8 protein-coding genes and 1 tRNA gene are annotated in these 16,117 nt (G+C 50.9%); 5 read left to right on the top strand and 4 right to left on the bottom strand.

All coding sequences use genetic code 11. The annotated features are described in order from the left end of the window. The first annotated feature begins 95 nt into the window (after positions 1 to 95). Both AC1S52_RS01935 and purQ read left to right on the top strand, forming a co-directional pair. Positions 96 to 524 (top strand): VOC family protein, encoded by a 429-nt coding sequence (locus AC1S52_RS01935; RefSeq protein WP_482027357.1) that lies wholly within the window; start codon positions 96 to 98, stop codon positions 522 to 524. Positions 525 to 673: 149 nt separating this feature from the next. Then, positions 674 to 1,390 carry a phosphoribosylformylglycinamidine synthase subunit PurQ gene (purQ, locus tag AC1S52_RS01930; protein WP_482027356.1) on the top strand — a complete coding sequence of 239 codons (717 nt, stop codon included), beginning with the start codon at positions 674 to 676 and terminating at the stop codon, positions 1,388 to 1,390. Positions 1,391 to 1,480: 90 nt separating this feature from the next. On the opposite strand, the gene AC1S52_RS01925 is transcribed toward purQ, so the two are convergent. The 3 genes from AC1S52_RS01925 to AC1S52_RS01915 all read right to left on the bottom strand — a co-directional run bounded on the left by AC1S52_RS01925 (position 1,481) and on the right by AC1S52_RS01915 (position 11,322). Continuing rightward, positions 1,481 to 2,242 (bottom strand): DUF928 domain-containing protein, encoded by a 762-nt coding sequence (locus tag AC1S52_RS01925; protein ID WP_482027355.1) that lies wholly within the window; start codon positions 2,240 to 2,242, stop codon positions 1,481 to 1,483. Positions 2,243 to 2,398: 156 nt separating this feature from the next. Then, a complete protein-coding gene (locus tag AC1S52_RS01920; protein WP_482027354.1) occupies positions 2,399 to 4,327 on the bottom strand; it encodes a CHASE2 domain-containing protein in 1,929 nt (642 codons plus the stop codon). Between the two features lie 245 nt (positions 4,328 to 4,572). Next, positions 4,573 to 11,322 carry a two-partner secretion domain-containing protein gene (locus tag AC1S52_RS01915; protein WP_482027353.1) on the bottom strand — a complete coding sequence of 2,250 codons (6,750 nt, stop codon included), beginning with the start codon at positions 11,320 to 11,322 and terminating at the stop codon, positions 4,573 to 4,575. Between the two features lie 522 nt (positions 11,323 to 11,844). Between AC1S52_RS01915 and AC1S52_RS01910 the strand changes: the two genes are divergently transcribed. The 3 genes from AC1S52_RS01910 (at position 11,845) to AC1S52_RS01900 (ending at position 15,167) form a co-directional block, all read left to right on the top strand. After that, positions 11,845 to 11,918, top strand: a tRNA-Met gene (locus AC1S52_RS01910). 140 nt (positions 11,919 to 12,058) lie between these two features. Next, entirely contained in the window at positions 12,059 to 13,732 is a 1,674-nt protein-coding gene (locus AC1S52_RS01905) for a slr1306 family protein (protein ID WP_482027352.1), read from the top strand. Continuing rightward, positions 13,704 to 15,167 carry a DUF697 domain-containing protein gene (locus AC1S52_RS01900; RefSeq protein WP_482027351.1) on the top strand — a complete coding sequence of 488 codons (1,464 nt, stop codon included), beginning with the start codon at positions 13,704 to 13,706 and terminating at the stop codon, positions 15,165 to 15,167. The genes AC1S52_RS01905 and AC1S52_RS01900 overlap by 29 nt, the downstream gene beginning before the upstream one ends. Here the strand turns inward: AC1S52_RS01900 and AC1S52_RS01895 are convergent. Continuing rightward, a complete protein-coding gene (locus AC1S52_RS01895; protein ID WP_482027350.1) occupies positions 15,164 to 15,700 on the bottom strand; it encodes a pentapeptide repeat-containing protein in 537 nt (178 codons plus the stop codon). The two genes, AC1S52_RS01900 and AC1S52_RS01895, sit on opposite strands and share 4 nt — an antisense overlap. Positions 15,701 to 16,117: the final 417 nt, after the last annotated feature.

Raw genomic sequence — 16,117 nt, 5'->3', positions numbered from 1 at the left:
CTCCTTTAAACCTCATCCAAGTTGAGAACTGGAGATTTTTCCAGGAAAAACTACGGGTTTCTAAGTTGGTGAGGTTTATTGTCTGAGTTTATCGAATGTCCTTAATAGTGACAGATGCACTAATCACACTGGCAGCCTGTGACTTTGAGCAACTGGTTCAGTTTTATCAGCAATTTCTCTGCCAGGAGCCTGTGATATATAGAAACGGCATTTATGCTGAATTTCGCTTACCCGGTGTGAGATTAGGAATCTTTCGACCGAGAGGAGGGCAGGGGAGCGAGGGGGGGCGGAGCCAGGGGGGTAATTTAGCTGTGAGCCAAGCTTCAATAGTGAATCAACAATTTTCCACTGGAATGGCGTTGTGTTTGGAGGTAGGGAATCTGGAAGCCGCGATCGCTCATCTCAGCGATCTGGGTTATCCCCCTTTCAGTGAAATCATCACCGCTTCCCACGGACGAGAAATTGATGCTTGCGATCCAGAGGGAAACTGGCTGATTTTGCATGAAGCCTATCAACAGGCTTAGACCTCGGAGGTTTTGAAAAACCTCCGAGGTCTGGGAAGCTGTAAGTGGAGCGAGGGCGGTATCCTAAGCTTGATAAAACCTTTCAACTTTCCACTCCCAACTCCTCCATCCCCTACAATCAAGATGTCAATTAAAGGGAGAGATAAGCTGTGACGGTGAAGTTTGGCGTAATTGTGTTTCCAGGCTCTAATTGCGATCGCGATGTTGCCTATGTCACCCGCACACTGTTGAACCAACCGACCCGGATGGTCTGGCACGAAGATAGCGATTTGTCGGATCTGGATGTGGTGATTGTGCCGGGGGGGTTTAGTTATGGAGATTACTTACGCTGTGGGGCGATCGCTCGGTTTTCACCAGCGATGAGGTCTGCCATTGACCATGCCCGACAGGGCAAGTTTCTATTAGGCATTTGTAATGGGTTTCAAGTGTTGACCGAAGCGGGTCTATTACCGGGAGCATTGGTGCGGAATCGGGATCTGCATTTTGTTTGCGATCGCATCCCTCTAAAAGTTGAACGAACCGATTTACCCTGGACTCAACACTATCAACCAGACGAAACGATTACAGTCCCGATCGCCCATGGTGAAGGCAGCTACTACGCTGACGCTAATACCCTGTCAGAGTTAGAAACAAATGGACAGGTGGTATTTCGCTACTGCACTATGGATGGAACAATCGACCCATCAAGCAATCCCAATGGGTCGTTAAACAACATTGCCGGTATCTGTAATCGCCAGGGCAACATTCTGGGTATGATGCCCCACCCAGAGCGTGCCTCTGACCCAGCGATCGGTGGAACCGATGGGATTCGCCTGTTTCAAGGGTTACTGGAAGCCGCGGTATTGCCGTCAATTCTAATGCAGTGAGTAATTATTTTGCAACATCTGACTGCAACGTAGGTTGGGTTTCGCTGGCGCTCTACCCAGCCTACGTTGCAGAACTTTTAGATTACTCTACTAACGCAAATTAATTGCCTGCGCGTTTTTACGGGCGTACTTTGTAACCTTGGACAAACCGACCTGATCCAGCATGAAGAGCATTTCGTTGTGGGCAGTAGGGTCTTTCTCACTGGCATCAGAAAGAGATCCCAACGCATCGTACCATAAGCCTTTCTGAGCATAGGCGCGGGCACGTTCCAACGTGGTCTTTGCGCCGGCTAGTTGCCGGGATAGATCAGAGGTAAGAGCAACTCGCGCCACAAACGACTGATTAAAGGCAACATAGTCAGACGGACGGTTTGGGTTACAGGCAACGGTCACCGACCAGCGGTACTCTTTACCAACGGCTAACTCTGGGGCATCCGGCGGCAAATCAACCCGCATAATTCCGGCTTTGTCTGCTTCAAGTGTCTTCTCAAATAGGGGCTTGGCTACTCCAAACTCAACCAGGGCAAACTTGGCAACTTTGGCATTCTCTAAATACCAGAAAAAGCTGGGACGGGCTGAAACGGTTTCCCCAATGTGGCGTTCTGGCACCAGCAGGCTCAGTTGAGCAGGTTGATCCTTTTGAAAACACCCCCGCGAACCTGTGCTATCAGTCCGTAGAATTGGCTTGGGACGCAAGGGAGGAGTGTAAACCGTTTGGGAGGCTGAAGCGGAAGCCGCCAGGGTGCCATGAAAACTACGGGATGAGATTTGACTTGGAGCGTTGAGGAAGCTTAGCGACTGCAAGATAAGAACAGCAGCGGCGGAGGTGATTAAGAAGCGGGGGGTAGCCATAGTGTTCCTCTGAGTTTTTAAGGGGAGGGATTTCTAGTCATCGAAAAATAGGGAACCCACTAGCAGCCTGCACCCAGTAATCTTACGGAGAACATAAGTAACACGTAAGTATATAGTAAATGCTTATTTTACTTTTTTCCCTTCAATACACTTATTTTAGTCATCCTTTCTCCGTGTTTCTGTCAAGACTTGATAAATTTTTGTCGGACGCTCACGCCCGCGGAGTTGTGCCGTGCCAATAATCTTGGTCAAAAATTCATCATTCAGGAGTTGATAGGTTTCTTCACTAATCAGGATGCGGCAAACTCCGCCAGATAAGGACTTGTCATAGCTTTCCAGTCGGGCTGCAACGTTGACGCTATCGCCGATTGTGGTGTAGTCAAGTCGTTGCCGACTGCCAACGGTGCCTGTGACAACCATACCAGTAGAAATACCGACTCGCATGCTGGTGGTCGGTAGCCCCTGGCTTTGCCATTTCAGATTCAGGGTATCCAGCGTGGCAGCCATGGAGATCGCGCATCGAACGGCTTGCTGGGCATCTTCGGCGATCGCCTCCGGGGTGCCCTGGGAAAGGAGGACCCCAAACACCGCCATGATGGAATCACCAATAAATTTATCCACAATGCCGCTGTAATCGAGGACTAGATCGCTCATGGCTGCCATGTATTCGTTCAGCCACTCCATTAAGGCTTCCGGCTCGATGCGTTCGGTAATACCACTGAAATCTTTAATATCGGTGAAGAGAACAGTAGCAGTCATTTTTTGCCCTGGCATGCGACCCTGTTTGAGAATCTGGTCGCGATCACGCCAGATGGCTTCTGCAATTTCAGGGTTAACATGTCGCCCAAACAAGTTCATCACGGTTTGGCGGTCTTCCCGTTCCTGGTAAGCGGCATAGCCAGTGAGGACGATCGCTGAACCTGCCAATGCCAGCGCCGGGGGCACCACCGGCACCCACCAACCACCCACAAATAGAAGGTAACAGCCCACCATCAGGCTTCCCTCCAGGGCAAACATACCTGCAATGGCAAAGCGGGGCGATCGCACTATCCAGCCCAGGGTTGCACCCACAAAAGACCAAACCACAATCCATCCATGCTCAACCCAATCAGCCCAGACCTGGATGTTCCGGCGGCCGTCCAGGGCAGCGCTCACCACCTGGCTGGTCAGATTTGCCTGAATTTCAACCCCTGACATGACTTGCGGCGAAATGATGGAAGTGCTGCTGAACGGGGTGAGGAAAAAGTCCTTCAGACTTTCAGCCGTAGACCCAATCAAAACAATGCGATCGCGCAGCAAATCGGGGGCAATTTTACCCTGCATCACATCGGTTAGAGAAACCCTATGCATAGTACCTGTCCCTCCCCGATAGTTGAGCAAAATCTGATAGCCCGCTGCATCTGCCCGGATGTAACTACCATCATTTTTCTCAAAGATTGGAAAAATACCCTGCCCTAGCTGCAAATATTCTGGATTAGTAGCGGCAGGTTGGGGGGTGATTCCCTCCCCTGCCAGATAAATGAGTGCCAGCCTCAGACCCAGGCTTTCCAGGTATGACTCTGTGTCTTGATCAGTCCAGTAAAGAAATCCCCGTCGAATTCGGTTGTCGCCATCCTGCAAAATATCGTTTGAGGCAATCTGCCCCAACTTTGACAGGGCTGCCGGGGCGGCAATGGGGATATCTTTTCTCCCTCCTTTTTTCTCAATCCCAATCAGGTTTGGTGTGGTTTTGAAAATCTGAACCAGCGCCTGATGACCCGGTTCTACGGGAAGATCTCGATACAGATCCAAGCCGATCGCCTTGGGCTTTTGCTGTCTTACCTGCTCCAGAAGCTTTGCCAATTCAGCATCTTTCATGGGCCAGTGCCCCAGATTTTTGATATCTGTATCGTCAATACCAATTATCACAATCCGGGTGTCGGGGGGTTCTGTCGGACGCAGCAGGAAGCTCCGATCCAACGCCATCCATTCAAACGGTTGTAACCAGCCCAATAGCCGCAGCAAAATCACAATTCCCGCTGCACTGGGAGCTGTAATCCAGACTCCACGCCATTTCCAAAGCTGTTTAGTCAGCGCTGCCCACATAACTGGTCACCAGGGAAGGAAGGGAGGGGCTGAAAATTTTTCCCCCATAAAATATCTTATCCGGGCGATCGCGAACGGATAAAGATACCAGCTTACAGCAGCTTTTGGATGAAGGCATCGCCCAAACAAGGGGCGGCGGGAAGGGGGAAGGTAGAGTTAAGAGTTAAAAGTTAAGAGTTGAAAGTTAAGTGCGAAGAATGAATATCTCCTTAGCTCAAAATTCTTAACTCTCAATTCTCAATTCCTCACTCCCTACCACCTACCGCCTCCACGCGGGATGAAGAGACTTTGGATTCAGTTTCGTCGCAAATGATATCCTGTGCTTTGGCGATCGCAGCCAGTTGCGTGTCGGTGCCTAAAACGGTTCGTCCATCCACAGTTTTTAAGAATCCCTGTGCCTCCTGAATGGGATCGCCCGGTTTCCAGGCTTTTGGAGTGGGTAGGGGCAGGAATTCTCTAGGGGTTGATGCTGGTTTTGTGGATTGGGTGGGATCGGAGCGATCGCCAATTGGACTCACTTCAACGACTTGATAGTCACTCTTCATCCAGTTGTCGGGATCGGCGGGTAGCCCTCCATTACCAGCAATCACAAAGCTGCCCTGTTCTACATTGCGCCGTGCCAGACAGCTTCCAGCAACAATTTGCTCTGGAGTGACAAAGTTTTCGGAGAGCTGGTCGAGGGAGTCTTCCAAAAAGCTGAAATCGGGAATACTCACTACCCCGCTGACCCCAAATCGGGAGGAGGCGGAAATATCAACCTGACCATTGCCCCGGAAGCGGGAAAAGTCTCGACCGGGGTTTTGCCCCACTGAAGCAAACAGATCGGCAATGAATAGGGGCGATCGAATCTCAATTCTGCCCCCCCTGCCATCCTCGGCATTTGCCAGAATATCGCTGTCTTCAAAGGCAGTAAAGATTCGACTGGCGCTGATGGAGATATTGCCACCCCCGCGATCGCCACTGAAAACACGGGTGCTGATCAGGCTGCTATTTTTTAATTCAATATCTCTGGCAGCAATGTTAATGTTGCCACCACCACCCTGTTCTGAAGAGGCGGAGATTTCTCCCCGATTTAGACGAACCCGATTATTGGTTTGAAGATTGATCGATCCGGCATTGCCTGCTCCGGCACTACGAGTAGTAATGCTGCTGCCGCTCCAGAGAAACAGGTTTTCTGCCTGGGCAAAAATCTGTCCAGCATCTCCCTGTCCTGCGGTAGAGGTGGAGATTTCAGAATTGTTCTGGAGTCTAATCTGCGGGGCTGACAAATTTATATTGCCTGCTGTCCCATTTCCTGTTCCTGTAGCACGGGCAACCACACCACTCTGATTGTTCAGGTTAATCGCGCGGCCAGCACTAATGCTCACGGTGCCTCCCTGTCCAGTTTCGGTTGAGGCAGAAATTTCGCTGTAATTGTTGAGTTGCAAGGTTTCCAGGACGGATAACTGGATGTTGCCACCACTGCCGGAAGCGGTTTCTGCTGCTAGTTTGGCACCGTTATTCAGGATGACGAACCGGGCATCAACAGTCAAATTGCCTGCATCGCCTGTGCCTGTGTTGCTGACCGTTACCTCTGCCCCATTTTGTACCAGCAGATTGGGGGTGAAGATAGACAGGCTGCCTGCATCCCCAGTCCCACTGGACTGAGTAGATAGACGTCCACCACTATTCAGATCGACGGATTGGGGAGCAAAGATGAACAGGGTTCCACCTGATCCAGAACTGCTAGTTGAGGCAGCAATCTCACCATTGGTGGCTACCCTGACCTGTCCGGCATTGATAACTAACTGCCCACCCGCCCCACTGCCACCTGTAGAGGCAGAAATTTTGCCGCTGGTTTCAACTCCAACCTGGTTAGCAGCGATCGCCAACTGCCCCCCTGTTCCTGTACCAAATGTAGAGGCAGCAATTTCCCCGCCAGACCTAACCAAAATCTGGTCTGCAACGATGATTAATTGCCCCCCATTTCCGCTACTGAAGGCAGAGGCAGCAATTTTGCCATTGGACTGAATCTCCACCTGGTTCGTGTTTATAATCAGTTGCCCTCCATCTCCTGCACCAAATGTAGACGCAGAGATGTCTCCCCGGTCAACCACCAACTGTTTGACATTGATGATTAATTGCCCGCCGTCTCCTGAACCAGAGGTAGAAGCAACGATTTCTCCCTCTGCTTGCACCCGTAGCTGGTCAGCGTTGATAATCATCTGTCCGCCTTTTCCCAGCCCAGATGAGGAAGCAGAAATTCCACCATTCGTTTGAACATTTAACTGGCTGGCATTGATGAGTACCTGCCCCCCAGATCCTGTGCCAGAGGTAGATACCGCAATTCCACCTCCGGTTTCAACTCCCAACTGGTTGGTGTTGATCGCCAACTGTCCACCAGACCCCGCTCCTGTGGTTGAGGCAGAAATTTCTCCCCCTGTTTGCACCTGTACCTGGTTAGCGTTGATGGTCAACTGCCCACCCGCCCCTATACCAAAGGTGGCGGCAGAAATTTCTCCTCCCGTTAACACCTTGAGTAGATTAGTGTCAATAGTTAGCTTTCCTCCCCCACCTGGTCCGGTCGTGGAGGCAGCGATCGCACCGTTGCCGCTGACCTCTACCTGATCTGCACTAATTTTTAACTGACCACCTTCTCCAATATTGGTTGTCGAGGCAGAAATCCTGGCATTGGTGTCAACCCTGAACTGGTTGGCATTAATCATCAACTCCCCACCCATTCCGCTACCATCAGTGGCGACGGATACCTGGGCATTGTCCTGCACCAGCATCCAGGGAGTATTAATAGTCACGCTTCCGGCAGATCCTGTCCCATTGGACTGAGCAAACATGCCACTGCTTGCATTCTCATTAGGACTCAGTCCACCTGGAGTAAAGTCGGGATTTGTCCCGGAGATCAAAATCCCCTGAACAGCATTTACGTTAATGTTGCCTGCCGCACCCCCACTGGTTTCCGTAGCAGAAGCCGTAAATTGTCCCCCACCTGTTAGCTCCAGATTGCTGACATAGACCTCAATGTTGCCTCCTGGAGCATCACTCCGGCTCAACGCACTTAAAACCGCACCATCTGAAACGCGCAGGGTTCCCTGAGGCTGATCTACCGAGTTAATGGTAATGTTGCCGCCTGAACCGCTGCCAGGAAACCCTACCCCACCTGGTTCTTCGGAGGAAGTCAGTATTCCGCTATAGAAGCCTACGTCGTCCGCTCCAGAAATTTCAATCAGTCCAGGGACGGTCAGTTGAATGTTTCCGGCAGCCCCTGTGCCTCTGGTCAGTGCTCTCAGCAGAGAACCCCCGGTTAGAGAAGCATTTTGTGCCGAGAAGTTAATGTTGCCACCTTTTCCGATCGCAGCCGTATCGCTAACTTCCGTATTGGCAGAACTGCTATTGGTGAAGGCGATTGTTCCAGTGGCGATCATGTCAATGTTTCCGGCATCTCCCACCCCTTCAGTTGTGGCATCCAGACGAGATCCACTCAGGAAAAAGGAATTTCCTAAGAAGCTGATATCGCCACTTCTACCATTCCCTCTGGTTCCTGTTCTTACAAATGAGCCATTTAGGGAAACTACACCTCCCTCAATCTCGATGTCACCACCCGTTCCGGTCGCACCTGCGTCTACTGTGGTTTGAAAAGTACTATTGGCAAGGGAGACAGTGCCATTATTCAATGCCGTGACAAAAATGCTGCCGCCGTTCCCTGCCCCTGAAGTGGTGGTATCCAGCGTCGTCTGGTCAAACAGGACGGAACCACCACGAATGAAAATACTGCCTCCTTCCCCGGTTGCCCCTGGTTCCACTTGAGATTGGATGAGGCTGCGAAAGAAGGAGAGAGTGCCGTTGGTTTCAAACGAAATGTCCCCGCCTTTGCCTGCTCCAGAGGTGTTGCTGGTGATGCGATCGGCAATCACAAGGTTGCCACCCCCGTTGCTTAACAGTGAAATGTCGCCGCCAGAACCGGTACCCCCATCTGCCTCAATGGTGCCCACCTGGATATTATTCGCAGCTTGTAGGAAGACATTCCCCCCACTGCCGCCACCAGAATCGGCAGAGGAATTAAGGTCCCCGGCTGTTGTGTCAATTGAACCATTGGCACTGGTTAAGCCAATATTTCCTCCATTGGCATTCCCAGAGGATGTGTTGATGGTGGCAGTGAAAATATCGCTACTGGCAAAGATAGAAGTGTTGCCGCCATTTCCCAACTGCGAGGAGGCATTGAGTGTTCCGCCTGTGGTATTCACTCCACCATTTGTGCTCCTTAAATCAATGGCTCCAGCGTTCCCATTGATTGAAAAAGAACTGATGGTTGCAGTCGTTATAGTGCCATTAGCCGTGACCGAAACATCGCCCCCATTGGCATTGTTAGAAGAAGAATTAATTGCGCCTGCCGTGATACTGCTTCCGGCATTGAAATTAATTTCACCACCATTGCTAACAACGGACGAAGAGTTAAGTTCGCCGGCTGTGGTGTCAATGGCTCCCGTTTGACTGGAGAGAGTAATGTTGCCAGCGTTGGCATTGTTAGAGAAAGCGTTAATCGCTCCCGTAATGAGCGTCCCATTAGATGCTAAAGAAACTGCTCCACCAGGTCCGTTGACTGAAAAAGTATCCAGGCTTCCAGCACGGGTGTCGATCGCCCCATTTGCACTTGTAAAGGTAATACTTCCACCCGCCCCAAACTGAGAGCTTGCATCGACTGAACCGCCAGGAATAATATTTCCGCCAGCGTTAGCAGAAATGTTGCCAGCATTGCCATTAACAGAATTGGTGGCGATCGCCCCTGTCGCAATTCCCCCATTTCTTGCTTGCAGGTTCACCAGACCACCATTCCCGGTGCCAGAGGAACTATCTACCAAAGGGGTAAAGATATTGCCAAGCTGAGAAATCAAGCTAACATTTCCCCCATTGCCACCATTCGCCGTGGAAAAGGCACTGATTGATCCCAGAAGATTAATATCCTGGCTGGCACTCAGACTGACAAAGCCACCATTGCCTGTACTGGAAGATGTATCAATTGCCCCAACATCAATCCTGCCGCCAGAGTTTAAACCAAGTGAGGTTCCGGTATACCCGCCTGGCAAGAAAATATCTCGCCCTGCGTTAATGTTGAACTCGCTGTTGGCTATAAACTCGGCGATCGCATTTACAGATCCGTTGTCGCTGCTTAACTCAAGGTTGCCGACGCTCTGGAACAGGCTATCCGCATTGCCTGCCAAGATCGTAATTCCCGCTAATCCATCAATCCTTAGATTGTTGCCAGCAGTCACTAGAAAGGGAGTAGTGGGACTGTCCCCAAGCACTACAAAAGCTTGCCGACTCAGCAACTCCACGTCACCTGCTGCAAGGATCTGGCTTTCTGTCAGCGTTAAGTCATTTCCCGCAGAAAAAGAGACATCTGCACCGCTGCTTGTAAAGCGACCTCTACTCTCAATTCTCCCATTGCTAAATAAATTGAGATTTCCAACACTTTCAAACTGGCTACCTGGATTATTCAATGCCTGAATTGTAATATCTGCTCCTCCCTCAATCTGTAACCCGCCTCCGGCATTCACAATCAATGGATTTAAGGCACTATCTTGAAACAGAATAGAGATTGCCGCCGTCAGAGCCAGATTTCCTCCTGTGTTAATCTGGCTCTCGTTCAGAATCAGATCAGTGGCAGCGGCAGTAAAATTTCCGTCACTGCTAAAGATGGCACGGGCATTAATATTTCCACCGCTGTTCAGGTTCAGGTCAGTGTCACTTTGCACGAGAGAAGCCGCATTACTCAATGCCTCAAGCGTGACTCCCTGCCCGCCATTAATCTCCAACACTCCACCGGCATCGAGACGCAGGGGATTCAGTACGCTGTCCTGAAGTTGAATCGTATTGGCAGTCAGGGTCAGGTTACCCGTTGCATTAACCTGGCTCTCCGTCAGGTTCAGGTCAGCGGCAGTAGCCCTGGCAGTGAAATTTCCGCCACTGGTAAAGACGGCACTAGCAGTAATAGGTCCATTGTTACTAATCAAATCCAGGCTACCCCCGCTCTGGATCAAAGAAGCCGGGTTGTTCAATGCCTGAATATTAATCCCCTCATTGCCCTCTAACCGTAGATTGCCATCAACCTGGGCATTAAATGGATTAGCGGCACTATCCCCAATAAAAAGCCCGTTCGATGCCTGTACGGTCAAATCCCCAGTAATCTGTAACTGGCTACCGCTGAGAGCCACGTTGCCGTCAGCCGCCAGGTTAGCGGTGCCTGCGGTGACATTCTGCACACCCAGATCGCCGCTGGTGAAGAGGTTGACCAGCGAAGCCGTAACACTGGCAATGCTGGCATTGCCTGCGATCGCCCTCACATTCGCTTCTGCCCCTGCCTGAAGCAGTCCACTACTATCAACGTTGCCTGCTGCCAGCACCAAATTTTGCCCCGCTACCAGGTTTGCCTGGTTTGTAATTCCCGACTGCTGACTCGTCAGAGAATTGAGAAACAGTGCCCCTGGTTCAACCGTTAACAACGGACTAACCTCTGGGTCAGTAGTACTGAAGAACCCGTCCCCGATCTGGATAGCATCGGCTGTAGAGGCAATAAAGGAACCCTGTACATCCAGACTGGCACCGGGACCAAATATAATTCCGTTGGGGTTTAGCAGGTACAGGTTCGCTGCCCCATCCACCCCCAACCGCCCCAGAATTTGGGAAGGACTTCCCCCTGTCACCCGCGTCAAAATGTTCTGGATGCCCACCGGGTTAGAGAAGTACACCCCCCGGTTCGCATCTACATTGAACTGAAGAAAGGAGTGAAACAGGTTGATTCCCCGCGCTGCGCCACCATTAACGCGATCGCTCAACACTCCCCCAATCACCTCATCCTGGACAATAGTGGAGCTTTCAGCCCCCAGGGTCGCGTCAGGAGTCAGTTGGGCAGCCGTGCGATCGCCCATCGCCAACACTCCACCCACCGTCAGCGTCCCCGCCAGTCCCAGGTTGCAAACTGATCGACCCCATTGGTGTGCCATTGCAGGGTTCTCCTTGATATTAAGAGGATTAAGCGATGGGCAAGCCGGTAGCCCGGATCCCCGGTTTCTAGGAAAATAATTCGGTAAGCGGAACCCAATTCAACAAGAAACCAGGGATCTGGAAGTTGGCGCACACCGCATAGGATTTTCTAAAGATGAAAATGGAACAGAATAAAATTTATTCTCTGCTCTTATTAAATTGAGTAGATGCAGAGTTTAAATTATCATCTCTCCTTTCTTCAGGTAGCGAAGATCACGGAGAAGACACGGTAACTTCATGTTTAAAGTATGAGGTTCCTACGGCGATCGCCCTATAAACCCTGTTCAAAATCGGAAGCTATCGCCACACTCCAGCCGTATAAAGGCTAACAGCGCCTAAGACAAGAATTCATCTTCCACCGCAATGGCTCCGGAAAAACTAGCAAAGGGATTGGGTTATGGGGATGGGTAATTGGGAATAGGAATTTTATTTTTCAAGACTGCGGTTTTTTTCCAAATTTATAGCTATACTGGATAAGCCGCCGCGGGGTAGAGCAGTCTGGTAGCTCGTCGGGCTCATAACCCGAAGGTCCATGGTTCAAATCCATGCCCCGCCACTTAATATCAGTTAAGACTTGAGTTTAGTCCAGTAAAGCCTCGCCGTTGTTTCGGCGAGGCTTTACTTTGTTTAGATTCCCCTCAGAAACATCCGAACCCCGGTAGAATGGGGATGCTTCTGCAATTTTCGGTGCCTGCAATGACTGAGAAACGAGATTATCCTTTCCTGGTGGGTGGTGCGGTTTTAGCGGTGATGATTGGGCTGATGGAAATTCTCAGCCATACCCTGGGAGAGTGGGGTGTCTATGCTGTGTTGGTTGCGATCGCCGGGGGAGCATTCGTCTGGTTGCGGCAGGAACCGGCACCGAAGAGGACTGCTTTCCAACTTCCCCAAACCCTTGACATCGGAATTATTCGGCGGGCACTGGCAGAAGCCGAGAAGGTCATCACCCAATTAGGCACAGAGGTTGAAGATCCCCAAGACCCTAGCCTTGCAGCCGTCAAACCCCAGGTCAATTTGTTCCAGTCCCAGGTTAATCAGATCGCCACTGACATGAACCGGGATGATATTCGCCTGGTGGTGATGGGAGTCAAAGGTTCTGGCAAAACCACCTTAATCCAGCTCATGCAGTCTGGCTGGGCAGACCATTCATCCAAACAGTTAAGCTTTGCTGAAGCCGCCAGCCTGTTTACTGCCGGAGACGATGGGCTATCTGTGGAAGCACTGGCACAGCAGCAGGCGATCGCCGCTGATTTAGTCCTGTTCCTGGTTACAGGAGACATCACCGAGCCAGAATATCAAACCTTGAAACGATTGGCAGCCACCAAACGGACTTTGCTGATATTCAACAAGCAGGATCAGTATCTGCCTGAGCAGCGTCAGATCATTTTGAATCAGCTTCAACGGCGGGGACAGGGCAGTTTGAAGGCGGAAGCCGATGTAGTGGCGATCGCCGCCGCGCCCAATCCGATCAAAGTCCGGCAGCACCAGTCCGATAGTTCCATCCAGGAATGGTTGGAGGAACAGAAACCAGACATTTCTGCCCTGACCGGGCGATTAGAGCAAATTTTGCAGCAAGAAAGCCAGCAGTTGGTCCTGGCAAGCTCCTTTACCAGTGCAATGGCATTGGGGGTGCAGGTTAAAACCGTATTAAACGATGTGCGCCGCACCCGTGCCCTGCCAGTGGTTGAGCAGTTTCAGTGGGTTGCCGCTGGGACTGCCTTTGCCAGTCCGCTACCGGCGATGGATCTGGTAGCGACCGTTGCCATTAATGCTCAGATGATTCACGACTTGGGAGCAATTTACCGTCAAAAAGTTTCCCTTCAGCAAGCACAAAAGATAGCCGCTACCCTCGGTAGTGTCATGCTCAAGCTGGGACTGGTAGAGCTTTCCACCCAGGCGATCGCCAGTTTACTGAAAAGCAATGCCATCACCTACCTGGCAGGGGGCTGCATCCAGGGCATCAGTGCCGCCTACCTGACGCGGGTTGCCGGATTGAGTTTAATCGAGTATTTCCATAGCCAGGAACCCAACCTGACCTTGAGCGAAGCCAGCCCATTGGCGATCGAGCGCTTAACTCAAATCTTGCAGCGGGTCTTCCAGCAAAACCAACAGTTAGCCTTTCTGCAACTGTTTGTTAATCAAGCCATGGATCGGGTTTCTGCGGCATTCCCCCAGCCCCAACTTGCGCCAGCTTCTGACTCCTCTTTCTTCACTTCCTCCTCCTCAGGGTCATTCAGTCCTGGTGCCACGCTCCTCACTCCTGAATCCGTTCCCCTTGCCACTCCACAAACGGAAGTTTCCGATCACAATGGAACTGGTATCCGCTTAGCAGTTTCTGACCTTGACTCAACCACGATCCCCTCAGCCTGAACCCATACCTGACTCCCAGGAAACCCAGGTGACCCGTGCCCGTGCCAGTCTGCGGCAGGCGTTGAATCGCTACACTGCCTACTTTCGGGTGGCAAAAAATCGTCTGCCCGATACAGCGGTTCAGAACTCCCTGCGACGAGATATGGAGCGGCTTGCCATGACCCTGAATAAGTTGGAGAGCCACACGATCCGAATTGCGGTGTTTGGGTTGGTCAGTCGGGGCAAATCGGCTGTACTGAATGCGCTGGTGGGACAGAATATTTTGCCGACCGGACCTTTGAATGGTGTGACCCTGACTCCCCAATCCATTTCCTGGTTTCCTGGACAGAATGGAGCGATAGAGGGACAGGCAGCCACAGGGATAGAACTTTTTGCCCCTTCAAACCCACGCCTCAACATTGAACTGATTGATACTCCCGGACTGGATGAAATCGATGGACAGGCGCGGGCGCAGATGGCAGAGGACATCGCTCGTCAGTCCGACCTAATCCTGTTTGTGGTGGCTGGGGATATTACCCGCACCGAGTTCCAGGCACTCTGTGATCTGCGCCAGTCCCAAAAGCCTTTACTGCTGGTGTTCAACAAAATTGATCTCTATCCGGAGCAGACTCGACAAATGATTTTCCAGAGCTTGCAACGGCTGGCAACCAAAAGTAAGGGCAAAAATTGCTTACAAAACCTGTTATCGGCTGATGAAATTGTGCTGGTCGCTGCCGATCCGGCTCCGCTTCAGGTTCGGGTAGAGCAAGCGGATGGACGCATTTCCTATGAATGGGAAACGCCGCCAGTTCAGATCGGTACTTTGAGAGAAAAAATCCTGGAGATTCTCAAACAGGAAGGAAAAACCTTGCTGGCACTAAATGCATTGGTTCAGGCAAAGGAGGCAGAAACCGCTTTCGCCAGTCAAATTTTGCAGCTACGCCAGCCGGAAGCAGAAGCGCTGATCTGGCGATATACCCGCTATAAGGCGATCGCGATCGCCCTCAACCCAATCGCCTTTCTGGATCTGATTGGTGGGGCATTTTCTGATCTGGCAATGATCCGCGCTTTGGCAGAACTCTATGGACTACCCATTACACGCCATGAAGCAAGCAAAATTTGGAAAACCATCCTGCTCAGTTCCGGTAGCCTGTTGTTGGGTGAGCTTGGCAGTGGCATTCTACTCGGAATGGGCAAAAGTGCTGCCGCTGGACTGGATAGCTCACCTGGTTTTTCCGCCTATGCAGGAGTTGCCCTGTTCCAGGCAGCGATCGCAGGTTATGGCTCCTACGCCGTCGGTCGTGCTGCCCAGGTTTATCTAGAACAGGGCTGTAGCTGGGGACCGCAGGGAGCTAATACCGTGATTCAAGACATCTTGAACCAGTTGGACTCTAAAGCCATTATTTACCGTCTGCGACAGGAGTTGAGCCAGGAATTGGGAATGCCGGGATATTAGGATGCTCCATTTTGATAACCATCGGGGTAGATGGTCATTCGATTGGTGTAGGCGCTGGAAATATCTGCAATCTGTGCCCGAAACAAATTAGCACCGCTCAACTCAGCTTCGGTCAAAATTGCCTTTTCCAGATTGGCGCGACGGAGATCCGCATCCTGAAGATTGCAGCGACTCAGATCAGCGCCATAGAGATCGGCTCCTTGCAAATTGGCTCCGGTCAGGTCGGCAGCCTGCAAATTGGCAAAGCGTAAATTTGCCCTGGGCAAACTGGCTTTTTGCAAATTTGCCTGAGCTAGATTTGCCTGATATAGTTGGGCATCTCCCATTTCAGCCTTTTGCAATTGGGATTTGCAAAAGTTAGCCTGACTTAAGTTTGCATAGGGTAAATGGCTCTGGGTGAGATTGCTACCTGAGAAATCAACTCCCGGTAGACTAGCCTCAAACAAATACTCCCCACTTAAATCCAAATTTTTGAAGTTGCGGTTTCCTTCAGCGTATTGAATCAAAAGTTTTTCAGCACTTAACCTTTCCATCTCTGTTTTGCTTAACCAGAACAAAGTCAGCCGTCAGGGTTTGCTACAGCTAAATGATTTCATAGGTATTTATACCCTTTAGAAGAAATGTAAAGCATTGTGAATAAATCGAGACTTTTTTTAATCATTTCTTCCGGTTACTTAATTTTTTGTTAACCCTACAGGCTCCCTTTGGATCTCCAGCGTTTGAAGGGGTTTTGCTGTAAATTGAGCCAGACTCAACGAGAAACTGGAATCCTGGCTTCTGCGCGATCGCTGGCGTAGATGGGTTCACCCCCATCCCCATCAGGATTGAGAAAAGGCAAGATAACAGAAGGTTAAGCTGTCCCCTGGGTCGGAGATGGAAGCGGGAATGAAATTTGTACGTTAGTAGAGGGCTTCCGTGGGGGAACTCTAAACTGAACAAGATTAAACAAG

Source organism: Kovacikia sp. CALU 1929 (assembly GCF_056784235.1).
This window is presented reverse-complemented; position numbering and strand designations above follow the sequence as displayed.